We start from the raw sequence: 21,420 nt of genomic DNA on the forward strand, positions 1-21,420 counted from the left end.
CGGGTAGGCGCCTTGCGGCGGCGCGCGCATCGCGCTTGCCGCCGCAGGGCGCAATTCCTTTACTGGTCGAGCACGAGTTTGATCTGAAGCGGCGGGTCGTCGCGCATGAGGTTCACGCGCTTGACGCCGGTGGCGGGGGCGTCTGCGTAGGCGAGATAGTCGATGGTCCAGCCATCCTGCTGAATCTGCGCGAGGCGCAGCGGATCTTTCGCGTCGGGCGTCGTATGCGCGCGCGACGTGGGGGCGACCGACGGCTGCAGCCAGTAGCGCAAACCTTCCACCGGCAGCGCGAAACCGAGCGCCTGCTGCATCAGCGTGCTGACGTTGTCGGCGGTGAGCGGCTGCTTGTTCGGCAATTCGAGCGTGGCCTGGCCCGGCGACGATGTGACGACGGCAAGCGTCTGCCCAAGCGGATTGAGCAGTTGCAGTGTCACGGTCGAATCGGCTTCGTGCCAGTCGAAATTGCCGTAGGCGTTGCGCTGCTGGCCGTTCTGGTCATCGTATTGAACGGCGAAGCGGCCATGGTAGGCGCGGCTCGTTTGCGTGGTGAGCGACGTCGTGGCGCGAGCCGTGGACGGTTCACGCGGCACTTGCGTCGCGCAGCCCGCGAGCGTGAGCAATCCGGCGAGCAGCCCGGCCGCCGCCACGCCCAGCGCCGGCCGCGGGATCAGTCGCGAGGCGCGTCTCGCAGCGGCAGAGGCGGTGGGGTGGAGATGCGGTTGAAATTCAGCCATCAGAGATCGTTGACCTGGAAGCGCTTGAGCGTCTTCAGGAGTGTGTCGTTGTCGGGTTCGAGCTTGCGCGCCTCGCGCCAGGCCTGGCGCGCACCGTCCTGGTCGCCATTCCTCCACAGCACCTCGCCGAGGTGCGCGCCGATCTCGGCGTTCGGCTGCAGGCTGTAGGCCTTGCGCAATAGCTTGATGGCGTCGGCGTTGTCGCCCATGCGGTACTTCACCCAGCCCACGCTGTCCATGATGAACGCGTCGTCAGGGGCGAGCGACGAAGCTTTTTCGACCAGCTTGTCCGCTTCCGGCAGGCGCTGGTTGCGGTCCGCGAGCGAGTAGCCGAGCGCATTGTAGGCCTGCGGGTTGTCGGGCTGCGTCTTGATCAACTTGCGCAACTGCGCTTCCATGACTTCGTAGTGGCCGGTCTTTTCGGCGGCCATGGCGTAGTCATAGGTGAGATCGGGGTCGTCCGGGAAGTCGGCGGTGGCCTTGGCGAGGCGCGATTCCGCTTCCGCATAGCGCTTCGCGTCGAACAGGATGGCGGCGTCCGTGCGCGCGATCAGCGCCTGGTCGCGTGGGTCGTCGGACTGGATGCTCGCGAGCTGACGGCGTGCCTCGTCGACCTTGCCCTGCTTGTCGAGCATCTGCGCACGCGTAATCTGCGCAGGCACATACTGCTGGCTGCTGGGCTGAATCTTGTTGAGCCACTGCTGCGCCCCCGCGTCGTCCTTTTGCTCGGCGGCGAGCTGCGCGAGATAAATGTAGCCCTGGCCCGGATCCGCGCCAGGCGTTTTTTCCGCCACCTGCGTGTACTGCACCAAATATTGCTTGGCCTCGTCGTACTTCTTCTGCTGCACGTCGATGAGCGAGAGCGCCATCAGTGGCATCAGGTCCGTCGAATTGGCCTTGTGCAGAAACTCGAACTGTTTTTTCGCGTCGTCGAGGCGGTCTGCGGCGAGGTAGGTTTGCGCGAGCGCAAGACGTCCTTCACGCGACTTCGGATTCTGCTGAACAAATTTTTCGATCGACGCGATGCCTTCCTGGCGCTCTTCCGGGCCCATCTGCGCGAGCATCAGCGCGGCGGGCAGATAGTCGGGCTTGATGGCTAGCGCCTGCTCGAACGATTTACGCGCGGCTGGCACGTCGTCGACGAGCAGTTGCTGGCGTCCGAGGGCGAGTTGCGCCTCGGGACGGTTCATGTCGTCCTTGAGCAGCGCTTTGAGCACATCGAGGCCGCCTGCGCGATTCGGGCCGCGCGAGAGCAGCAGTTGCAACGAGAGCAGCGCCTGGCCGCGGCTTTCCGCCGGCACGCGGGCCAACTCGCGCGCGAGCAGCGGCTGCGCCTCGGCGGGCTTGCCCGCAAGCACGAGCAGCGAGGAGTCCAGCTGCGCGGCACGCTCCGAATCCGGCGCGTACTGCTGCCAGAGCTGCACGGCGGTGAGCGCGTCGGTGGGGCTTTGCGCCGCGAGCGCAATTTCCGTCGCGCGCTGCGCCATGCGCGGGTCGTGCGTGTCGCGGGCGAGTGCGAGATAGGTCTGGTAGGCCGGCGCCGGCTGATTGCGCTGCAACGCGATTTCAGCGGCAAGCACCTGGAAGACGATCTGGCTCGAGAGCGCGACGCCCGGCAGGTCCTTCTTTTCGTCGGGCGAAGCGGGCCCGAACACATCCGGCATGGTGACGGAAGTGTCGTCCGAGGTGGGGGCCTGATCCTGTGCGTACGCGCTCGATGTCGTCAACGCCCAGGCCGCGAGCACCGCAGCGCCGATCAGGCGCCGGGGACCCGGCACGCGTAGTTGACGCGCTTCGCGCAGACGCGGCGCTGCCGCCCTGGAGCCCGCTTTGAAGCCCCGCAGCGAGCGCTTCGCAAACAGCTTTACGAAAGACAGTTCCATGGAATTCCGTCGAATGTTTCGGTCGATTGTAACGCGCTGGATACAATACGCGCACAACGGCGACGCAAGTTGCAGACCAGCGCGGCTACGCTCGCCGGATTGTTCCGGCACAACCTCTCACCCCTTTTTAGACATGCCAGAACTGCCAGAAGTTGAAGTCACCCGCAGGGGCATCGAGCCGTGGGTAGCGGGCCGCCGCGTCGAGCGCGTCGAGGTGCGCAATCCGGCCCTGCGCTGGCCTGTGCCGGCCACGCTCGCGCGCACGCTGCGCGGGCGCACGATTCGTTCCGTGGGCCGGCGTGGCAAGTACCTGCTGTTCGAGGTCGACGAGGGCTGGTTCATCGTTCATCTTGGCATGACCGGCACGCTGCGCGTATTACGCAATCTTCCAAAGCCGCCGGCCGCGGAGAAGCACGATCACGTCGACTGGTTCTTCGACGACTTCACGCTGCGTTTTCGCGATCCGCGCCGCTTCGGCGCCGTGCTCTGGCATCCGCGCGAGGCGGGCGACGTGCTTGGCCATCCGCTCCTTGCGAATCTCGGCATCGAGCCGTTTACGCCAGCATTCTCGGGCGCACTGCTGTTTCGCGAGACGCGCGGCCGTAAGGTGTCCGTCAAGCAGGCGCTGCTCGCCGGCGACATCGTGGTGGGCGTCGGCAATATCTACGCATCGGAAAGCCTGTTTCGCGCGGGCATCCGGCCGACCACGGCAGCAGGCCGCATCTCGCTCGCGCGCTACGAACTGCTCGCGGACGCCGTGCGCGCCGTGCTGGCCTCGGCCATCGAGAAGGGCGGCAGCACGCTGCGCGATTTTGTCGGCAGCAACGGTGAAAGCGGCTACTTCCAGCTCGAATATTTCGTTTATGACCGCGCGAGCCAGCCTTGCCGCGTGTGCGGCACGCCGATCACACAGATCGTGCAGGGCCAGCGGTCGACCTATTTCTGTCCGCGCTGTCAGCGCTGAGGGCAGGTTTCTCCTGCAAGCTCTTCCATGTATCTTTCATCCGCATCTACCGAAAAGCCCGCTGCCGGCACGTATCCGGACGATCTGCTCGCGAGTTTCGCGCCACGCCTGATTGCGTGGCAGCGCGAACACGGCCGCCACGATCTGCCATGGCAGAACACGCGCGACCCCTATCGCATCTGGCTCTCGGAAATCATGCTGCAGCAGACGCAGGTTTCCACGGTGATTCCGTACTACGCGCGCTTTCTCGAACGCTTTCCCACGGTCGAGACGCTCGCGGCCGCACCCATCGACGACGTGATGGCGCTATGGGCCGGGCTCGGCTACTACTCTCGTGCGCGCAATCTGTATCGATGCGCGCAGGTGGTCGCGCAGGAGCACGGCGGCCGGTTCCCATCGACGGTCGAAGGGCTCGCCGATTTGCCCGGCATCGGCCGCTCGACGGCGGCGGCGATCGCGTCGTTCGCGTTCGGCGCGCGCGCGACGATTCTCGATGGCAACGTGAAGCGCGTGCTGGCGCGGGTGTTCGGCGTGGAAGGCTTTCCCGGCGAGAAGCGCGTGGAGAACGCGATGTGGACGCTCGCCGAATCGCTCGTGCCGGGCGCCGATGCCAGCGACGCCGAGGTGAGCGCCTACACCCAGGGGCTGATGGATCTTGGCGCGACGCTGTGCACGCGCGGCAAGCCCGATTGCGAGCGCTGCCCTTTTGCGAGCGATTGCGTGGCGAAGACGACAGGCCGCCAGCGCCAGTTGCCCGCTGCGCGTCCGAAGAAGGCCGTGCCCACACGCCGCACGTGGATGCTCGTGCTGCTCGACGGCGACGCGGTGATGCTGGAGAAGCGCCCGCCCACGGGCATCTGGGGCGGTCTGTGGAGCCTGCCCGAAGCCGCGGGCGAAGCGGCGCTGGCCGACCGCGCGCAGCGGTTCGGCGCGAGCGCGAAAGCTTCGCCGCTCGCATCGCTCACGCATACGTTCACGCACTTCAAGCTCGACATCGAGCCGCGCATGATCGAACTCGAACTCGAGCGCAGGGGCGCCGGGCTCGCGGCGAATGAGGCGGAAACGGCGTGGGTCCCGCTGCGCGAGATCGACGCTTACGGCGTGCCCGCGCCGGTGCGCAAGCTGCTCGACGGCCTGCGCGGTTCGTTGATCTGATGCAAAAACGTAGGCAGTGAGCGTTACAGCAACTGATGCTGCTGCATGTAGTGATGCACGACGTCGATGCGCGCACCGGCGTCGTTGAGTTCCATCAGCTTCTGCCGTGCGCGCAATGCAATTGGCAGGACCTCCGCGAGGCGGTTGGAGACCCACGACGGATCGTCGAGCCGGAATGGCTCCGCGAACGGCAGACTCGCCGCATCGCGCTCGCGGATCGTCGCGATGATGCGCTCCAGCACCTCGGCGCACGCGCCGAAGCGTGCGAGATGCTCCGCGCCTTCGAGCGGAATGTCCTCGGGGAGCGGCTCGGCCATGCCTACCAGCAAGCCGTCTGCTTCCGCGCGATGCGAGAGCAGTCTGAAGCGCCGCGTGCCGTGCGCGCGAATGTGCAGCATGCCGAAAGTTTCGACATCGCACTGCTCGATTTCGGCGAGACAGCCCACGCTTTCGGGAACCGCGGCGACTTCGTCGGGTTGCGCGACCTCGGCGCCGCTCTTGATCAGGCATACGCCGAACGGTGTTTTCTCGCGCAGACATTCGCGCGCCATATCCAGATAACGCGCTTCGAAGATCTTCAGCGGCAACAAGCCGCCGGGGAAGAGCACCGTATGCAGCGGAAAGAGCGGCAAATCGGCGAGCACGGCAGGAGAAGAGGACATGGCGCAACGCTTTCGGTTAAGGGCCGCGCGACGCGGCCGCGTTAGGCGATCAGCCGGGACGATTCTCCGACGTCGAGTGGCGCGTCGCGATGACGCACGATGACGTTTGACTCGCCGGCGAAGCGTGTGGCGAGCGTCTGGGCAATGTAGACGGAGCGATGCTGGCCGCCGGTGCAGCCGATCGCGACGGTCAGGTAGCTGCGATTGTCGTCGCGGAAATGCGGCAGCCATTTCGCGACGAACGCGTAGATATCGTCGATCATTTCGTGGACGGCCGGCTGCGCGTCCAAAAACTCGATCACGGGCGCATCGAGCCCGGTGAGCGGTCGCAGGCGGGCATCGTAATGCGGGTTCGGCAGCGTGCGCACGTCGAACACGAGGTCGGCGTCCAGCGGCACGCCGCGCTTGAAGCCGAACGATTCGAAGGTGAGCATCAGCGAGCCGCGCCCGCCTTCGACGAATACCTTGATCCACTGACGCAGGGCGTTGGCGCTCAGGTTGCTCGTGTCGACCTGATGGCCGAATTCGGCGAGATTGGCGACCAATTCGCGCTCGTGCTCGATGGCCTCTTCAAGCGACTTGAGCATGCCGACGTTGGCGTCGTGCGCGACGGACCCGGAAAGCGGATGGCGGCGGCGCGTCTCGGAAAAGCGCTGAATGAGCGACTGCGTGCTCGCATTGAGGAACAGCACGCGCACATCGTGCTCGCGCGCGAGGTCGCGGATCATCTCCGGCATGTCCTCGAACGAGGAACTCGAGCGCGCGTCGATCGCAACCGCGAGACGCTCGTAGCCGTCTTCGGAGAGATATTGGGCAAGCTGCGGCAGAAAGCGCGGAGGCAGATTGTCGACGCAGAAATAGCCGACGTCTTCGAGCGCATTCAGCGCCACTGACTTGCCGGAGCCCGAAATGCCGGTGAGCAGGATGATACGCATGAGAAAGAGGGGGAACCCGATTGGGTCATCATAGCATTCGATCTATGCGTCGGTGATGACGCTGCGGCGCACAGATCGCGCGTCATGGGCGCGTTTGCCGAATCAGATCAGCTTGCCGGGGAACTGGCTGTCCGGATCCTGCATGGCGAGACGCTGGCGGTCCATGAAGTCGCGCAGGGTGTCGATGCCGCGCAATTGCAGGATGGTGTTGCGCACGGCGGCCTCGACGAGCACCGCGAGGTTGCGCCCAGCCGCCACCTGGATCGTGACCTTGCTGATGGGCAGGCCGAGCACGTCCACGGTCTGGCTTTCGAGCGGCAAGCGCTGGAATTCACCGTCGGGCCGCCTCACCAGTTGCACGATGAGCTTGAGCTTCATCTTCCGGCGCACGGCGGTCTCGCCGAAGATCGTCTTGATGTCGAGCAGACCCAGGCCGCGCACCTCGAGCAGGTTCTGCAGGAGCGGAGGGCAGCGGCCTTCGACGAAATCGGGGCCGAGGCGCACGAAGTCCACGGCGTCGTCAGCCACGAGGCCGTGGCCGCGGCTGATGAGTTCGAGGCCGAGTTCACTCTTGCCGAGGCCCGAGTCGCCGGTCAGCAGCACGCCCATGCCGAGAATGTCGAGGAATACGCCATGCAGCGTCGCGCGCGGCGCGAGGATGCGCGACATGTAGAGGCGCAGGCTGTCGATCACCGTGGCCGCCGACATGGGCGTGGTGAAGAGCGGCGTGGAGGAGCGCGTGCAGCGCAGCACCAGTTCGGGCGGCGCGGTCATGCCGTCGGCGACTACGAGGAACGGCGGCTCGAGCGCGATGAGCTCGGCCATGTGGCGCGAGCGGTCTTCGTCGGTCTGGCGCTGGTAGTAATGGATTTCGGCGTCGCCGAGCACCTGGATGCGGTTCGGGTGGATCAGGTTCAGGTGGCCGACGAGGTCCGCGCTGGCCGTCGCCGTTGCCACCGTCTCGGCCGAAAAGCCGCGTTCCCAGCCTTCGTGCCCCGTCAGCCAGCTAAGCTTCAGCGTGGTAGCGTTGTCGTCGAAGATGCTTTGGGCGTTGATGCTGGAAGTGTCCATGAGTCCTGGCGCCAAATGCGCAAAAAGCCACGAGTTACATCAGGGGCCGCGCGTTACATCAAGGTTGCCACTGGGTGAGCAGTCGATGCAACGTCTCCCGATTTTCCTCAGTATGCAGCCGTTCGCGTGTTTCGCGATCCGACAGCAGTTGGGCGATCTCGGACAAAATTTCAAGGTGCTGCTGCGTGGCCTGTTCCGGCACGAGCAGAAAAATGAGGAGCGAGACGGGCTGGCCATCGGGCGCTTCGAAGGGAATCGGCTCGGCAAGCCGCACGAAGGCGGCGAGCGGCTGCTTCAGGCCCTTGATGCGGCCGTGCGGAATGGCCACGCCTTCACCGAGGCCCGTGGAGCCGAGACGCTCGCGCGCGAACAGATTGTCGGTAACCGTGCTGCGGGCGATGCCGTTCTGGTTTTCGAAGATCAGGCCAGCTTGTTCGAAGACGCGCTTCTTGCTGGTAACGGACAGACCGACGACGACGTTCTCGATGGGAAGTATTTTGGCTAAACGATTCATGTTGGCAGGCGAAAACGTGGCCTGAATGCTCCTCACCCCGACAATCGGCGCAGCTGATGCGCGAGGCGACACGCCGTTGCGCGCAGGACAAACCCTGCGCAGCCGGCACCTCGCCTGGCACGACCAGCGCGATGCCGGGACCATGGGGACGTATTACCCCGAAAGTGACTGGACCATTATAGAACAAGCGTACTGGCCGATGGTGCGATGCGCCATGCATCGGCGCAACCATTGTTGCACGGTTGCACTCTCGAGCACCGTTCGATGCCGGACATACGGATCCTGTGCTCGGGAAGGGTCCACGAAACGGTCCACGAAAAAGCCGCCCGGCGAGGGCGGCTTCGTTGGCGGCCTGCTTGAGATCTGGCTGAGGCCAGATTTCGCGCATTTGCTCAAGCCAGCAATCGGGGTTGAATCAACTCCGGATGTTCACTGCGTTATTGCGGCGGAACTTCGATCGGAGCAGCCGGCTGATACTTGAGCGATTCGTGCTGATGCCCTTGCAGGCGATCCTTGTGGCGCACGACCTGACGATCGAGTTTATCGACCACGAGATCGATGGCGGCGTACATGTCGCCGTTCGCGCTTTCCACAAAAATATCCTTGCCTTTCAGATGAAGGTTCACTTCAACCTTCTGTCTCTTGTCCTTTTCCTTGTGGTTGTCGACCGAGAGGACCACATTGCCATCGATGACCTGATCGAAATGTCTTAGCACCCTGTCCAGTTTGGTGATCACGTATTCTCGCAACGCTGGCGTTACTTCGAGATGGTGTCCACTGATCTTCAGATTCATAGTGCTTCTCCAGGCTATTGGCCGCGTGACGCGTGAAGCGCGGCTGTGCCGGTCGACTGACTCGCCCAGGTCGTTCGGCTCCCCGAAAGGCCGTCACGAGGGGGCTAGCCCGACTGGCCATCTCCGCCAACTGGCGCCGCGGCCGGAAAATGCCCATTCCGCAAAGGCCGGAACAGGCTTAAAGAGACTTGCGCAGATTAACCGCCGGGATCTTCAGCGCCTCGCGGTACTTCGCGACAGTGCGTCGCGCAACCACGAAACCCTGTTCCGCCAGCAGTTCGGCTATGCGGCTGTCCGAAAGAGGGGATTTGGTGTTCTCGGCTCCTATGAGTTGCTTGATGAGGGCACGAATGGCGGTAGATGATGCGGCGCCTCCCGTGTCCGTTGAAACATGCGATCCGAAGAAGTACTTAAATTCAAGTGTCCCGAATGGAGTCAGCATGTATTTACCGGTTGTCACACGCGAGACAGTAGATTCGTGTAGGCCCAGCGTATCAGCAATCTCCCTCAAAACCAAGGGGCGCATGGCAATCTCGCCATGCACGAAAAAATTCTTCTGACGCTCGACGATCGCCTGCGCGACGCGCAGGATCGTATCGAAGCGCTGCTGGATGTTCTTGATGAGCCAGCGCGCTTCCTGCAACTGCTGCCGCAGCGACCCGCTGCCCGGATCGCCCCGGTTGTTGCGCAGGATGTTGGCGTACAGGTGGTTGATGCGCAGCTTGGGCACCACTTCCGGATTGAGTTCGGCGTGCCAGTTCTGGCCGGACTTCTTCACGATGATGTCCGGTACCACATAGTCGGCTTCGGCCTTGCCGTACGCCGCGCCCGGAAACGGTTCGAGCGAGCGGATCAGCGTATGCGCGTCGCGCAATTCATCGTCGCCGGCCTTCAGTTGCTTGCGCAAACGCGTGAAGTCACGCGCAGCGAGTAGTTCCAGATGATTCGACACGATTTCGAGGGCGAGCGTACGCGTGGGAGACGGATTGACGCGCAACAACTGCAGCTTCAGGCACTCCGAAGCCGAGCGCGCACCCACGCCGGCCGGGTCGAAGCTGTGCAGCAGCGCGAGCGCCGCGTTCAGTTCGTCGGCGTCGACTTCCAGCTCTTCCGGGATATCGGCAAGAATCTCTTCACAGGTTGACGAGAGGTAGCCGTCGTCGTCGAGCGATTCGATCAGGAACGTAATGAGCGCGCGGTCGCGCTGGCTCGCATTGGTTTCGCGCAACTGCGCCATCAGATGGTCGCGCAGCGTGGTGGTCGATTCGTGTATCTGCAGCGGCGGCAGGTCGTCGTCGTCGGAGGCGCTGCCGGAGCGGCCGTAGTCGTCCAGGTTCCACTGGCTTGCCTCGCCATTCGCATCGCCGCCGAGGCCGTCGTATTCGTCCACGCCCTGGGGGTCGCCTTCGCCGCTTTCGCCGCCGCTGGCAGACGAAGTTGCGCCGTTGCCCGCGCCCTGCATCGGCTCGGCGCCCGAGGGCGCTGGCGGCTGGGCGATGACCGAGCCGTCCGCCGCCACGCGCAGCGGGCTGGCGATCCAGTCGTCCTCGTTCTCGAGCAAGGGGTTCTGCGCGATCGCCGTGGCGACCTCCTGTTGCAGTTCGAGCGTCGACAGCTGCAGCAGCCGGATCGACTGTTGTAGCTGCGGAGTGAGCGCGAGGTGCTGCGAGAGGCGGAGTTGGAGGCTGGCTTTCATGGCAGTGTGCGATTCATTGTAAAGAGTTTGCCACGCTCGCGATACCACGCGACATACGCGAAAACGCGCGTGCCCGAGGGGAGTGCGCAGGGCGGCTGCAAGCGCGAATTTGGTGCGCAAACAAGCGCGCGGAATACTCGCGCGCACGCCTGCACGATGCGCGGCGCATGAACTTCACTGGGCGGACGGAGCCGACGCCAGCAGGCAGGAACAACGGAAAACTCTCGGAAATGAGGGGGCGCGGCCGGCGGCGCCGGGCGGCCTTGCTCGGCTCGGTGTGGCGAGCAAGGCCGGGGCGCGCAGGGTGTCTGGCGCGCCCCGGATCGGCGTGTCACATGCGGAAATGCTCGCCGAGATAGACGCGGCGAACGTTCTCGTTCTCGATGATCTCGCCGGGGGCGCCTGCGGCGAGCACGCTGCCGTCGCTGATGATGTACGCGTGGTCGCAGATGCCGAGCGTCTCGCGCACGTTGTGGTCCGTGATCAGCACGCCGATGTTGCGCTGCTTCAGGAACTTCACGATCTTCTGGATTTCCAGCACGGCGATCGGGTCGACGCCTGCAAACGGCTCGTCGAGCAGGATGAAGCTCGGATCGGTTGCGAGCGCGCGCGCGATTTCCACGCGGCGGCGCTCGCCGCCCGAAAGCGAGAGCGCCGGATTGTCGCGCAAATGGCCGATCTGGAGTTCGTCGAGGAGCGCGTCCGAGCGCGTGGCGATGGTGTCCTTCGAGAGACGCTTGCCGTGCCCGTCGGTCTGCAGTTCCAGCACCGCGCGGATGTTTTCTTCCACGGTGAGCTTGCGGAACACGGACGCTTCCTGCGGCAAATACGAAAGGCCGAGCGCCGCGCGCTTGTGGATCGGCAAAAGGCTGATGGACTCGCCGTCGAGGTCGATCTCGCCCGCGTCGAGCGGCACGAGGCCGACGATCATATAGAACGACGTGGTCTTGCCCGCGCCGTTGGGTCCGAGCAGTCCGACCACCTCGCCGCTTTTCACGTCGAGCGAAACGTCCTTGACGACGGTTCGCGAGCCATAGCGCTTCTTGAGGTTGCGCACGACGAGCGAGCTCGTCTTGCCCGCGGCGGTGCGCTGATGGACGGGGGAGACGGTGGCGGTGTTCACTGTTGCGGCGCTCCCTTGAGTGTCGTGGAGGGCGCGAGCGTGGCCGGGCCGCCGGAGAGCGGCTGTGCGCCGCCGTTGCGCGGCGAGAGCATCGCGCGCACGCGGCCCTTCGGATTGCCGGGGCCGGCGACGTCCGAGCCCGACTTCGCGGTGTAGAAGTCGTTCTGGCCGTCATAGGTGATGACGCTGCCGTGGACCGTGTCCATCACCGTCGAGAGGCCCTGCAGGCGACGCACTGTCGCGCGCGTGGTGAGCGTGGTGAGATCCTGCTTGCCGTCGTAGTCGATGCGCTCGGCGGTGCCGTCGACGTATTCGTCGATGCCCTCGCGCTTCTGGCGGAAATACGCGAGGTTGGCTTCGGGCGTGCCTGGCGCCACCGTGCCGGTGGCGTACTGATAGCCCTGCGGGTCTTGCGTGACGACGAGCTTGTCGGCCTTGATCATGATCGTGCCCTTCGTGGCGATCACGTGACCGGTGAAGACGGTCTGTTGCTTCAGATCGTCGTACGTCATGTTGTCCGCTTCGATGTTGAGCGGCTTGTCCTTGTCGGCTTTCTCGGCGTGCGCGGCGGGCGCGATGCATGCGAGCGGCAGCGCGGTCGCGAGCGCGGCCAGCGTCGCGAACGCAGCGCGGCGCCAGCCCTGCGCGTGCGGGCGGCCGGACAAAGGTCGGGGAAGCGAATCGTTCATGCAGTCGTGCCTTGGGTGGACGGCCCGGGGGATCAGGACGAGCCGCCGGAATCAGCCGGGGCGATCGCGCCGCGGACATTGCCGAAGAGCTGGATGACCCGGGTGACGTTGTTGTAGTTCATGCCGCTGGTGGCCGTCATGACCGACTGGCCGCGACGAAGTTTAACCGGCTTTTCGGTCAGGATCACATCGTCGTTCACGAGCACGCGGAAATGCTCGGAATCAGCCTGCATATCGGGGTCGCCCGGGCCGGCTGCGCGCAGAATGCGTGCGTTGTCGTACAGGTCGACGATCGAGGCGTCGCCGTTGACCCTGCCGCGCTTGCCCGTGGCCGTGACCACCGGCTTGCCCGGCTGGAACGCGCGCACCGCGGGCATCGTGAGGTCGCTGTTCGAGTCGTCCTCGTAATGCACCATGTGCTCGGCGGTGAGGCGGTATTGCGTGGAGCCCGACTGGTCGAGCTCGGAGACCGAGAAGTTGTCGGCGAAATAGTCGGGCGTGTGCGTGAGCGGGCGCGGCGCGGCTTCGTTCTCGCGCGGCTTGACGGCCTGAATCAGCCACCAAGTGAAGCCGGCGAGCACCGCCACGCAGATCACCGGCACGAGCGAGGTGAGGCGAAACTTCTGCTGGTTCATCGGGACTCCGCGCGCGACTCCGCTGTGTGCGGCGCGTGCGGGGCGCACGCCGCCGCGAGCATGGCGTTGTAATGGCCCTGGGCGCGCAGGATCAGGTCGGCGACTTCGCGCACGGCGCCGTGGCCGCCGGTTTTGTCGGTGACCCAGTGCGCGCGCGCGAGCACGTCCGGATGCGCGTTCGCGGGCGCCGCGCCAAAGCCGCACTGGAGCATCACGCCGAGATCGGGCCAGTCGTCGCCCATGTAGCCGCACTGCTCGCGCGTGATGCCGGTTTCGGCGAGTAGCGCCTCGAATGCGACGCGCTTGTCCTCGACGCCTTGATACAGATGCGTGATGCGCAGCTCCTTCGCGCGCAACGCGACGATCTCCGAGCGGCGCCCGGTGATGATGGCCGTGTCGATGCCGGCTTCGCGCAAGAGCTTTGCGCCGTGTCCGTCGAGCGAGTTGAAGCCTTTCATGGTGTCGCCCGCGCTCGTGAACAGCAGGCCGCCGTCGGTCAGCACGCCGTCGACGTCGAAAATCATCAAGCGCACGCGCGCGGCACGCGCGTTCGCGTCAAGCCCGGGGGCCGCATTCATCAGATCACCTTCTTGGAGAACAGGTCGTGCATGTTGAGCGCGCCGATGAGCATGCCCTCGGCGTCCACCACCAGCATCTGATTGATGCGATGGCGCTCCATCAGTTCCACGGCTTGCACCGCGAGCTGGTCGGGGCCGATCGTGCGCGGGCCCTTCGTCATCACCTGGGCGATCGGCAGATCGCGGAAATCGCCCACGCGTTCGAGCACGCGGCGCAGGTCGCCGTCGGTGAAGATGCCGGCCACGCGGTCTTCTTCATCGACGATGGCGGTCATGCCCATGCGTTTGGCGGTGAGCTGAAAGAGCGCGTCGCGCACCGTGGCGTCGCCGCGCACCTTCGGGATGGCGTCGCCCGTGCGCATCACGTCGCGCACGTAGGTGAGCAGGCGCCGGCCGAGCGCGCCGCCGGGATGGGAGCGCGCGAAGTCGTCGGCGCCGAAGCCGCGCGCATCGAGCACCGCGACCGCGAGCGCGTCGGAAAGCGCGAGCGCCGCCGTCGTGCTGGCCGTGGGCGCGAGATTCAGCGGGCAGGCTTCCTTCTCGACGCCGGCGTCCAGATGCACGTCGCAGAGTCTGCCGAGCGTGGACTGCGGGCGGTTGCCCGTCATGCCGATGAGCTTCGCGCCGATGCGCTTGACGAGCGGCAGGATGGCGACGAGCTCTTCCGATTCGCCGGAGTTGGACAGGCCGACGAACACGTCGTCGGCGGTCACCATGCCGAGGTCGCCGTGGCTCGCTTCGGCGGGATGCACGAAGAACGCCGGCGTGCCGGTGGAGGCGAGTGTGGCCGCGAGTTTGCGGGCAATGTGGCCCGATTTGCCGATACCGGAGACGACTACGCGTCCGCGGCAACTGAGGATGAGGTCGACCGCGCCGACGAAGTTGTCGTCGAGCCGGTCGCGAAGTCCGCGCACGGCGTCGGCTTCGATGTCGAGCACGTCGCGAGCGAGCTTCAGCGCCCGATCGCCATTGATTTTCGCTATCATTCGCGGAGTATAGCAAAGGCGTATGAGCGCCGCGCCGGCGCTCTCAGTGCCAAAGCGCCGGCTTTTGCCGCCTTTGCGCCCCTCTTCCGCGGTACTTCCCTTTAATCCCGATTTGCGCCGATCATGGACCCGACCGGCGCGGGCAATATTCATTTCGTTTGCATCGCCGCCACATTCACGACCGAGGACGCTTCACACGATGATTTCCCCGCTGGAAATGACGTTGTTTCTGCTGCTCGCCTCGGTGGTTGGCGTCGTGCTGTTCCGTTATCTGAACTTGCCGCCGATGCTCGGCTATCTCACGGTCGGCATTCTGGTCGGTCCGCAGGCGCTCGGCATCGTGCCGAACACGGCGGGCGCGCAGAATCTGGCCGAGTTCGGCGTCGTGTTCCTGATGTTCTCGATCGGCCTCGAGTTCTCCCTCTCGAAGCTGCGCACCATGCGGCGGGCCGTGTTCGGCCTCGGGCTCTCGCAGGTCATGGGCACGATCGCGGTCGCGCTGCTGGTCGGGCTCGCGCTCGCGCCGTGGGTGCACATTACCTGGCAGGCCTGTATCGCGCTGGGCGGCGCGCTGGCCATGTCGTCCACGGCCATCGTGAGCAAGATGCTGGCGGAGCGTCTGGAGATCGAGTCCGAGCATGGCCGCAACATTCTCGGCGTGCTGCTGTTCCAGGATCTCGCCGTGGTGCCGCTGCTCATCGTGATCGCGGCGTTCGGCGGTTCGTCGGCATCGCTCGTCGAGTCGCTCGGCATGGCCGCCATCAAGATCGTGCTCGCGCTCGGCATTCTGCTCATCGTCGGGCAGAAGTTCATGACGCGCTGGTTCAACGTGGTCGCGCGGCGCCGCTCGCAGGAACTGTTCGTGCTCAACGTGCTGCTCGTCACGCTGGGTGCGGCGTTCATCACCGACAAATTCGGCCTTTCGCTCGCGCTTGGGGCGTTCATCGCGGGCATGCTGATCGCCGAGACGCCGTACAAGCATCAGGTGGAAGAGGACATCAAGCCGTTTCGCGACGTGCTGCTCGGGCTCTTCTTCGTGACCACGGGCATGCTGCTCAACCCGCACGTGATCTGGCAGCACCCGTTCATGGTGGCTGCGTTCGTGATCGGACCGGTCGTGCTCAAGGCCGTGACCATCACGGCGCTCACGCGTCTCTTCGGCGCTTCGCCGGGCGTGGCGATGCGCACCGGTCTCGGTCTCGCGCAGGCCGGCGAATTCGGCTTCGTGCTGCTGAACCTCATTCTGGACAAGCATCTCGTCGATCCCGTCCTGCTTCAGGCGATTCTCGCGGCGATGCTGCTCTCGATGCTCGCTGCGCCGTTCCTGATCCAGAACGCCGACCGCATCGTATTGCGCCTGTCGTCGACGGAATGGATGCAGCAGTCGCTGATGATGACGCGCATCGCCACGCAGAGCATCAAGCAGAGCGGCCACGTAATCGTGTGCGGCTACGGCCGTGCGGGGCAGAACCTCGCGCGCATGCTCGAATACGAAGGGCTTTCGTACGTGGCACTCGACCTCGACCCCGATCGTGTGGCGGCGGCGGCGGCGGCCGGCGAGTCGGTGGTGTTCGGCGATGCGGCGCGGCGCGAGTCGCTGGTGGCGGCGGGCATTCACCGCGCGGCGGCGGTGGCGATTACGTATGCGAACACGCAGTCCGCGCTGCGGGTGCTGCACCACATCCACGAACTGGAACCTACCTTGCCCGTGATCGTGCGCACGGTGGACGATGCGGATCTCGAGCGCCTGCTCGCCGCTGGCGCGACCGAGGTGATTCCCGAGATCGTGGAAGGCAGCCTGATGCTTGCCTCCCACATGCTCGTGGTGATGGGCGTGCCGATGCGCCGCGTGGTGCGCCGCGTGGAAGAAATGCGCGACGAGCGCTATAGCCTGCTGCGCGGCTACTTCCACGGCACCGACGATGCAGGCGAGGACGGTCACGAGCAGGTGCGGCTACAATCCGTACCGGTCGACGCGCGCGCCGAGGCGGTGGGCCGCACGCTCGCCGATCTGGGACTGTTCGACCTCGGCGTGGAGGTGACGGCGATCCGCCGGCACGGCATCCGCGGCGTGGAGCCCGATCCGTCGACGAAACTGCGCGAAGCGGACATCGTCGTGCTGCGCGGCCTGCCCGAGCAACTGGCGCAAGCCGAAGAGCGCCTCTCGCGCCACCGCAAGGCGGGCGCTGCCGGCGCGAGTGCGGCGGCCTGAGCGCAGGCCCTGCCATTTGGTGCCATTTGGTGCCGTTTCGTGCCGTGGGTTCCGTTCCGACGATCCGAACCCGCTTCTCCATTCTTGTCATTACCCGGAGCCATCATGTCCAACGCACCTGCGAACGCGAGCGCCGAAGCCTCACGGTTCGTCAACAGCCTGATCCGCACGGTGCCGGACTGGCCTCAGCCGGGGGTGCAGTTTCGTGACATCACGCCGCTCATCGGCCACCCGAAGGGCTTGCGCGTGTTGATCGACCTGTTCGTGGAGCGTTACGTCGATGCGAAGCTCGACTACGTGGCCGGGCTCGACGCGCGTGGCTTCATCATCGGGCCGATCGTCGCGTACGAACTGAACGTGGGCTTCATTCCAATCCGCAAGATCGGCAAGCTGCCGTACAAGACGGTCTCGGAAACCTACAAGCTTGAATACGGCGAATCCACCGTCGAGATTCACGAGGACGCTTGCCACAAGGGCGATCGCGTGGTGATCGTCGACGACCTGATCGCCACGGGCGGCACCATGCTCGCGGGCAAGCTGCTGCTCGAGCGCCTCGGCGCGACGGTGGTGGAGGGCGCAGCGATCATCGACCTGCCGGATCTGGGCGGCTCGAAGCTGCTCGCCGAAGCAGGCTTGCCGCTTTTCACCGTGACCGCGTTTGGTGGTCATTGAGCGGCCATCTGACTGACGTCAAGCTGACATCTGGCTGATCCTGATTCTCCCAATGGACTGAGCCCATGCCCAATTTCGCGCTCTTTCTCGCCACCTCGCTTGCGATCACCTTCGCGCCCGGCCCCGACAACCTGCAGGTGCTCGCGCGCGGCATTTCGCAGGGTCGCGCCGCAGGCCTCGTGGCCGCGCTCGGCTTTGCCGCGGGCGTGACGTTCCACACCACGCTCGCCGCGCTTGGCATTGCCGCCGTGCTGCGCTCGTCGCCGCTCGCGTTCCAGATCCTCAAGCTCGCGGGCGCCGCGTACCTCGTCTGGATTGGCGTGAAGGCGCTCAGGAGCCGGGGGCTCGCCGCGGCGGGCGACCGGCCGCGCCAGCCGCTTTCCGCTATTTTTCGCCAGAGCGTGCTCGGCAATGTGATGAACCCGAAGGTGACGCTGTTCTTCGTCGTGTTCCTGCCGCAATTCGTCGATACGCACGGCGCGCAAAGCGTCACGCTGCAAATGCTCGAACTCGGTCTCGTGTTCATGGCGCAGACCGTCGTGGTGTTCTCGCTGTTCGGCCTGTGCGCGGGCACCATCGGCGGCTGGCTCAAGCGCCGGCCGCGCGCCGGCGTGTGGCTCGACCGGCTCGCGGGGCTGACCTTCATCGCCATCGGCATGCGCATCGCGCTGCGCGACTGATGCATCCGCACGACGTCTGGAGCTCTACGACATGACCTTGCCTTGCATTACCGACGCGCGCCGTTTCGATGCGAGCGCACATCTGCCGTTTTTCTTCGGCGACGAACGCGTGGGCTGGATTCGCCGCGGCGACGTCGCGTTGCTCGCACGCTGGCCCGACATCTTCGAGATCGACGAGGCGCACGTTACACTCGCCGCGGAGTTCGACAGCGTGACGGCGAAGAGCGCGGCGCTCGCCGCCGTGATCGGCGCGCTGGCCGCCGAGGGCCGCATTCCCGGCTGGCGCAACGAAACTTACGCGATCCGCAACGCCTTCGACGCAGCGCCGCTCGCTTTTATCGAGCGCGCCGCCTCGCGCTTTTTCGGCACGATGACGTACGCGGTGCATTTGAACGGCATCGTAGAATACGCGGGCTTCGCGTCGACTCGCGCGCCGCAGTTGTGGATCGCGCGCCGCAGCGACACCAAGGCCACCGACCCCGGCATGCTGGACAACGTCGTGGCGGGCGGCATCGGCTGGGGCTTCGGCATCGAGGCCACGCTCGTGAAGGAGTGCTGGGAAGAGGCGGGCATTGCCGCCGAGCTGGCCTCGCAGGCGCGGCCGGGACGCACCGTGCACGTGCTGCAATCGTTGCCCGAGGGCACCCAGGCCGAGCAAATCTTCGTCTACGACCTCGCGCTGCCCGCTGACTTCGTGCCGCACAATCAGGACGGCGAAGTCGGCGAGCACCGCCTCGCGCGCATCGACGAAGCCGCGCGCTGGATCGAGGAGGGCAAGATGACGGTGGACGCGAGCCTCGCGACGCTCGATCTGCTGCTGCGCCGCCAATGGATAGACGAAGACGCATGCGAGGGCATCGCCGCGATCTTCGAACCGCCGACGCTGTGAAGGGGCGCCGGTTTTTCTGTAAAAGCCCAAAGCCCTTTTGAATCACCAGGTAATTGACGGGAGTAACCAGGGTCATGTCGACCGATCACAGCTTCATTCTCAAACTGTCGTGCGCCGACCGGCCGGGCATCGTGCATGCCGTGTCGGGCTTCCTGTTCGAGCGCGGCAGCAACATTCTCGACTCGGCCCAGTTCGGCGATAGCCACACGGGCGAGTTCTTCATGCGTGTGCACTTTCAGCAAGTGGGCGGCGACCCCGGTCTCGACGGCCTGCGCGCCGCTTTCGCGCCGCTTGCCGACGAATTCGGCATGCGCTGGGAACTGCACGATGCGAACGTGAAGCCGCGCGTGGTCATCATGGTTTCGAAGATCGGCCACTGCCTCAACGATCTGCTGTTCCGCTACCGCACCGGTCAGTTGTCCATCGAGATTCCCGCGATCATCTCGAATCACAAGGACTTCTATCAACTCGCGGCGAGCTACAACATTCCGTTCCATCATTTCCCGCTGCTCGGCGGCAGCGATGCGGACAAGGCCGCGCAGGAAGCGCGCGTGCTCGATGTGGTGAACGGCGAGGGCGCCGACCTCGTGGTGCTCGCGCGCTACATGCAGATTCTCTCGCCGCAGTTGTGCGATGCGCTCGAAGGCCGCGCGATCAACATTCACCATTCGTTCCTGCCGAGCTTCAAGGGCGCGAAGCCTTACTATCAGGCGTTCGACCGCGGCGTGAAGCTGATTGGCGCGACGGCGCACTACGTGACGTCCGATCTCGACGAAGGCCCGATCATCGAGCAGGAAGTCGAACGCGTGGATCACAACATGACGCCAGAACAGCTCACGGCGATCGGCCGCGACGTGGAGTGCGTGACGCTCGCGCGCGCGGTGAAGTGGCATGTCGAACATCGCATCGTGCTGAACGGGCATAAGACCGTGGTGTTCCGGTAATTTCGAAATCTCGCTGTTGCGACAACTTGCCGTAGCGTGCAATGCGCACGCTGCGGATTTTCGAATTACTCTTATTGCTAGCCGGTGTAACCGCATCTCGCGGTCCCTTCCTCAACACCGCTCCACTCCCTCGGACTACTCCCTAAGACCTAGCGGCGGATCGTCTCGTCCTACCTGCGAGTAATAGTCGTCAGGTGCGGTGCTTCCTAATCTTGTTACATCAGTCCGACAAGAAAAGGAAACACCATGAAAGCCGCCCCTTCCCCGCAGGCGGATGCCGTACCGGACAGCCGCGCCTGGCGCGTGCTCGGTTCGAGTACCTTCGCGTTCACGATCTGCTTTGCTGTCTGGATGATGTTCGCGATCCTGGGCATTCCTCTCAAGCAGCAACTCCATCTCACCGACACCGAATTCGGCCTGATCGCCGCGATGCCGGTGCTCACCGGATCGCTTGCCCGCGTGCCGCTCGGCATCTGGACGGACCGCTTCGGCGGCCGCATCGTTTTCTTCCTCACCATGATTGCCACGGTCGTGCCGATCTGGCTCGTGTCGTACGCGACGCAACTGTGGCAATTCCTGGTGCTCGGGCTGTTCGTGGGCTTCGCGGGCGCTTCGTTCTCCGTTGGCACGCCCTATGTCGCGCGCTGGTTCCCGAGGTCGCGCCAAGGCTTCGCCATGGGCATCTTCGGTGCGGGCAACTCGGGCGCGGCGCTCAATAAGTTCGTCGCGCCGGTGCTGATCGTCGCCGCGGGGTCATGGACCATCGTGCCGAAGGTTTATTCGGTTGCGATGCTCGTCACCGCGCTGCTGTTCTGGGTGTTCTCGGCTAGCAATCCCGCGCATCGCGTCGCGAGTTCGACCAGCGTGGCGAGCCAGATGCGCGTGCTTACCGATCCGCGCGTGCTGCGCTATTCCCAGTACTACTCGGTGGTGTTCGGCGGCTATGTGGGCCTTTCGCTGTGGATGCCGCAGTACTACGTGAACCAGTATGGCTTCGGTATCGAGCAGGCGGCTTTCCTCGCGGCGTGCTTCTCGCTGCCCGGCGGCGTGCTGCGCGCGATCGGCGGCTGGCTCTCCGACCGCTACGGCGCGTATCGCACCACGTGGGCCGTGATGTGGGTCTCGCTCGGCTGCTTCTTCCTGCTGAGCTATCCGCCGACCGACTTCGTGATTCACAGCGCGCATGGCCCGCTTGGCCTGCACATCAGCACCGGCCCGGTGTTCTACACGGTGCTCATGTTCATCGTGGGCATTGCCATGGCGGTGGGCAAGGCCTCGGTCTTCAAATTCATCGGCGACGAGTACACCGACAACATCGGCGCGGTATCCGGTGTGGTAGGCCTCGCCGGCGGTCTCGCGGGCTTCATCCTGCCGATCCTGTTCGGCCTGCTGGTGGACCTCACTGGCGTGCGCACCACCTGTTTCATGCTGATGTTCGGCGCCACCGTGGTCAGCCTGCTCTTCATGCACTTCTCGTTCCGCCCCGAGGCGCTCGCGCATGGCCGTGCGGTGCTGGAGCGCAAGGAGGAGAGCGAGGTTGCCACGCTGAAGGAAGCTTCGCATCACTAATGGGCCAGCCCGGAATGGGCAGCACGAATGATTTA

General features: G+C 65.0%; 21 protein-coding genes. 8 read left to right on the top strand and 13 right to left on the bottom strand.

Annotated elements, in window-relative coordinates; genetic code table 11:
* Positions 1-59 precede the first annotated feature (59 nt).
* A complete protein-coding gene (gene lolB / locus P5W99_RS01735) occupies positions 60-734 on the bottom strand; it encodes a lipoprotein insertase outer membrane protein LolB (RefSeq protein WP_421022921.1) in 675 nt (224 codons plus the stop codon).
* The gene (locus P5W99_RS01740) at positions 734-2,617 is read right to left on the bottom strand and encodes a tetratricopeptide repeat protein (RefSeq protein ID WP_421022922.1); all 1,884 of its coding nucleotides are present in this window, start codon (positions 2,615-2,617) and stop codon (positions 734-736) included. Before P5W99_RS01740 ends, lolB begins: the two co-directional genes overlap by 1 nt.
* Before the next feature lie 133 nt (positions 2,618-2,750).
* On the opposite strand from P5W99_RS01740, the gene mutM reads away from it, so the two are divergent.
* Positions 2,751-3,581 carry a bifunctional DNA-formamidopyrimidine glycosylase/DNA-(apurinic or apyrimidinic site) lyase gene (gene mutM, locus P5W99_RS01745; protein ID WP_421042613.1) on the top strand — a complete coding sequence of 277 codons (831 nt, stop codon included), beginning with the start codon at positions 2,751-2,753 and terminating at the stop codon, positions 3,579-3,581.
* A 27-nt stretch (positions 3,582-3,608) separates the two neighbouring features.
* Positions 3,609-4,736, top strand: coding sequence for an A/G-specific adenine glycosylase (mutY, locus tag P5W99_RS01750; RefSeq protein ID WP_434661599.1), 1,128 nt, complete (start codon positions 3,609-3,611; stop codon positions 4,734-4,736).
* Between the two features lie 23 nt (positions 4,737-4,759).
* On the opposite strand, the gene P5W99_RS01755 is transcribed toward mutY, so the two are convergent.
* The 11 genes from P5W99_RS01755 to kdsD form a co-directional block, all read right to left on the bottom strand.
* A complete protein-coding gene (locus P5W99_RS01755; protein WP_421022925.1) occupies positions 4,760-5,398 on the bottom strand; it encodes an LON peptidase substrate-binding domain-containing protein in 639 nt (212 codons plus the stop codon).
* A 41-nt stretch (positions 5,399-5,439) separates the two neighbouring features.
* Complete coding sequence (gene rapZ, locus P5W99_RS01760) at positions 5,440-6,333, bottom strand: RNase adapter RapZ (RefSeq protein WP_421022926.1); 894 nt, start codon at positions 6,331-6,333, stop codon at positions 5,440-5,442.
* 102 nt (positions 6,334-6,435) lie between these two features.
* Positions 6,436-7,404, bottom strand: coding sequence for an HPr(Ser) kinase/phosphatase (hprK, locus tag P5W99_RS01765; protein ID WP_027795920.1), 969 nt, complete (start codon positions 7,402-7,404; stop codon positions 6,436-6,438).
* 58 nt (positions 7,405-7,462) lie between these two features.
* On the bottom strand, positions 7,463-7,918 hold the full coding sequence (gene ptsN / locus P5W99_RS01770; RefSeq protein WP_421025154.1) for a PTS IIA-like nitrogen regulatory protein PtsN: 456 nt from the start codon (positions 7,916-7,918) through the stop codon (positions 7,463-7,465).
* Between the two features lie 437 nt (positions 7,919-8,355).
* Complete coding sequence (gene hpf / locus P5W99_RS01775) at positions 8,356-8,712, bottom strand: ribosome hibernation-promoting factor, HPF/YfiA family (protein WP_028219970.1); 357 nt, start codon at positions 8,710-8,712, stop codon at positions 8,356-8,358.
* 178 nt (positions 8,713-8,890) lie between these two features.
* Positions 8,891-10,408 (bottom strand): RNA polymerase factor sigma-54, encoded by a 1,518-nt coding sequence (locus P5W99_RS01780; RefSeq protein WP_421022927.1) that lies wholly within the window; start codon positions 10,406-10,408, stop codon positions 8,891-8,893.
* A gap of 331 nt (positions 10,409-10,739) precedes the next feature.
* Positions 10,740-11,531, bottom strand: coding sequence for an LPS export ABC transporter ATP-binding protein (gene lptB / locus P5W99_RS01785; protein ID WP_434661601.1), 792 nt, complete (start codon positions 11,529-11,531; stop codon positions 10,740-10,742).
* Entirely contained in the window at positions 11,528-12,220 is a 693-nt protein-coding gene (lptA, locus tag P5W99_RS01790; protein ID WP_421022928.1) for a lipopolysaccharide transport periplasmic protein LptA, read from the bottom strand. The genes lptB and lptA overlap by 4 nt, the downstream gene beginning before the upstream one ends.
* Before the next feature lie 32 nt (positions 12,221-12,252).
* Complete coding sequence (gene lptC, locus P5W99_RS01795) at positions 12,253-12,855, bottom strand: LPS export ABC transporter periplasmic protein LptC (RefSeq protein WP_421022929.1); 603 nt, start codon at positions 12,853-12,855, stop codon at positions 12,253-12,255.
* On the bottom strand, positions 12,852-13,433 hold the full coding sequence (locus tag P5W99_RS01800) for a KdsC family phosphatase (RefSeq protein ID WP_434661602.1): 582 nt from the start codon (positions 13,431-13,433) through the stop codon (positions 12,852-12,854). Before P5W99_RS01800 ends, lptC begins: the two co-directional genes overlap by 4 nt.
* Complete coding sequence (gene kdsD, locus P5W99_RS01805; protein WP_421022931.1) at positions 13,433-14,419, bottom strand: arabinose 5-phosphate isomerase KdsD; 987 nt, start codon at positions 14,417-14,419, stop codon at positions 13,433-13,435. Before kdsD ends, P5W99_RS01800 begins: the two co-directional genes overlap by 1 nt.
* A 199-nt stretch (positions 14,420-14,618) precedes the next feature.
* Between kdsD and P5W99_RS01810 the strand changes: the two genes are divergently transcribed.
* The 6 genes from P5W99_RS01810 to P5W99_RS01835 all read left to right on the top strand — a co-directional run bounded on the left by P5W99_RS01810 (position 14,619) and on the right by P5W99_RS01835 (position 21,385).
* On the top strand, positions 14,619-16,631 hold the full coding sequence (locus P5W99_RS01810) for a cation:proton antiporter domain-containing protein (protein ID WP_421022932.1): 2,013 nt from the start codon (positions 14,619-14,621) through the stop codon (positions 16,629-16,631).
* Between the two features lie 105 nt (positions 16,632-16,736).
* Positions 16,737-17,303: an adenine phosphoribosyltransferase gene (locus P5W99_RS01815; RefSeq protein ID WP_421022933.1), complete on the top strand. Its 567-nt coding sequence runs from the start codon at positions 16,737-16,739 to the stop codon at positions 17,301-17,303.
* Positions 17,304-17,368: 65 nt separating this feature from the next.
* Complete coding sequence (locus tag P5W99_RS01820; protein ID WP_421022934.1) at positions 17,369-17,983, top strand: LysE family translocator; 615 nt, start codon at positions 17,369-17,371, stop codon at positions 17,981-17,983.
* 31 nt (positions 17,984-18,014) lie between these two features.
* Positions 18,015-18,872 (top strand): NUDIX hydrolase, encoded by an 858-nt coding sequence (locus P5W99_RS01825; protein WP_421022935.1) that lies wholly within the window; start codon positions 18,015-18,017, stop codon positions 18,870-18,872.
* A 74-nt stretch (positions 18,873-18,946) separates the two neighbouring features.
* Entirely contained in the window at positions 18,947-19,816 is an 870-nt protein-coding gene (gene purU, locus P5W99_RS01830) for a formyltetrahydrofolate deformylase (RefSeq protein WP_421022936.1), read from the top strand.
* A gap of 246 nt (positions 19,817-20,062) precedes the next feature.
* Positions 20,063-21,385 carry an MFS transporter gene (locus tag P5W99_RS01835; RefSeq protein WP_434661605.1) on the top strand — a complete coding sequence of 441 codons (1,323 nt, stop codon included), beginning with the start codon at positions 20,063-20,065 and terminating at the stop codon, positions 21,383-21,385.
* The last annotated feature ends 35 nt before the right edge of the window (positions 21,386-21,420 follow it).

This window comes from Paraburkholderia sp. A3BS-1L (assembly GCF_051125215.1).
Taxonomy (GTDB): domain Bacteria; phylum Pseudomonadota; class Gammaproteobacteria; order Burkholderiales; family Burkholderiaceae; genus Paraburkholderia.

What these genes read in the sequence shown, in the direction of transcription:
- lolB (WP_421022921.1), bottom strand. Translation starts at nt 734, where the DNA reads ATGGCTGAATTTCAACCGCATCTCCACCCCACCGCCTCTGCCGCTGCG.
- P5W99_RS01740 (WP_421022922.1), bottom strand. Translation starts at nt 2,617, where the DNA reads ATGGAACTGTCTTTCGTAAAGCTGTTTGCGAAGCGCTCGCTGCGGGGC.
- mutM (WP_421042613.1), top strand. Translation starts at nt 2,751, where the DNA reads ATGCCAGAACTGCCAGAAGTTGAAGTCACCCGCAGGGGCATCGAGCCG.
- mutY (WP_434661599.1), top strand. Translation starts at nt 3,609, where the DNA reads ATGTATCTTTCATCCGCATCTACCGAAAAGCCCGCTGCCGGCACGTAT.
- P5W99_RS01755 (WP_421022925.1), bottom strand. Translation starts at nt 5,398, where the DNA reads ATGTCCTCTTCTCCTGCCGTGCTCGCCGATTTGCCGCTCTTTCCGCTG.
- rapZ (WP_421022926.1), bottom strand. Translation starts at nt 6,333, where the DNA reads ATGCGTATCATCCTGCTCACCGGCATTTCGGGCTCCGGCAAGTCAGTG.
- hprK (WP_027795920.1), bottom strand. Translation starts at nt 7,404, where the DNA reads ATGGACACTTCCAGCATCAACGCCCAAAGCATCTTCGACGACAACGCT.
- ptsN (WP_421025154.1), bottom strand. Translation starts at nt 7,918, where the DNA reads ATGAATCGTTTAGCCAAAATACTTCCCATCGAGAACGTCGTCGTCGGT.
- hpf (WP_028219970.1), bottom strand. Translation starts at nt 8,712, where the DNA reads ATGAATCTGAAGATCAGTGGACACCATCTCGAAGTAACGCCAGCGTTG.
- P5W99_RS01780 (WP_421022927.1), bottom strand. Translation starts at nt 10,408, where the DNA reads ATGAAAGCCAGCCTCCAACTCCGCCTCTCGCAGCACCTCGCGCTCACT.
- lptA (WP_421022928.1), bottom strand. Translation starts at nt 12,220, where the DNA reads ATGAACGATTCGCTTCCCCGACCTTTGTCCGGCCGCCCGCACGCGCAG.
- lptC (WP_421022929.1), bottom strand. Translation starts at nt 12,855, where the DNA reads ATGAACCAGCAGAAGTTTCGCCTCACCTCGCTCGTGCCGGTGATCTGC.
- P5W99_RS01800 (WP_434661602.1), bottom strand. Translation starts at nt 13,433, where the DNA reads ATGAATGCGGCCCCCGGGCTTGACGCGAACGCGCGTGCCGCGCGCGTG.
- kdsD (WP_421022931.1), bottom strand. Translation starts at nt 14,419, where the DNA reads ATGATAGCGAAAATCAATGGCGATCGGGCGCTGAAGCTCGCTCGCGAC.
- P5W99_RS01810 (WP_421022932.1), top strand. Translation starts at nt 14,619, where the DNA reads ATGATTTCCCCGCTGGAAATGACGTTGTTTCTGCTGCTCGCCTCGGTG.
- P5W99_RS01815 (WP_421022933.1), top strand. Translation starts at nt 16,737, where the DNA reads ATGTCCAACGCACCTGCGAACGCGAGCGCCGAAGCCTCACGGTTCGTC.
- P5W99_RS01820 (WP_421022934.1), top strand. Translation starts at nt 17,369, where the DNA reads ATGCCCAATTTCGCGCTCTTTCTCGCCACCTCGCTTGCGATCACCTTC.
- P5W99_RS01825 (WP_421022935.1), top strand. Translation starts at nt 18,015, where the DNA reads ATGACCTTGCCTTGCATTACCGACGCGCGCCGTTTCGATGCGAGCGCA.
- purU (WP_421022936.1), top strand. Translation starts at nt 18,947, where the DNA reads ATGTCGACCGATCACAGCTTCATTCTCAAACTGTCGTGCGCCGACCGG.
- P5W99_RS01835 (WP_434661605.1), top strand. Translation starts at nt 20,063, where the DNA reads ATGAAAGCCGCCCCTTCCCCGCAGGCGGATGCCGTACCGGACAGCCGC.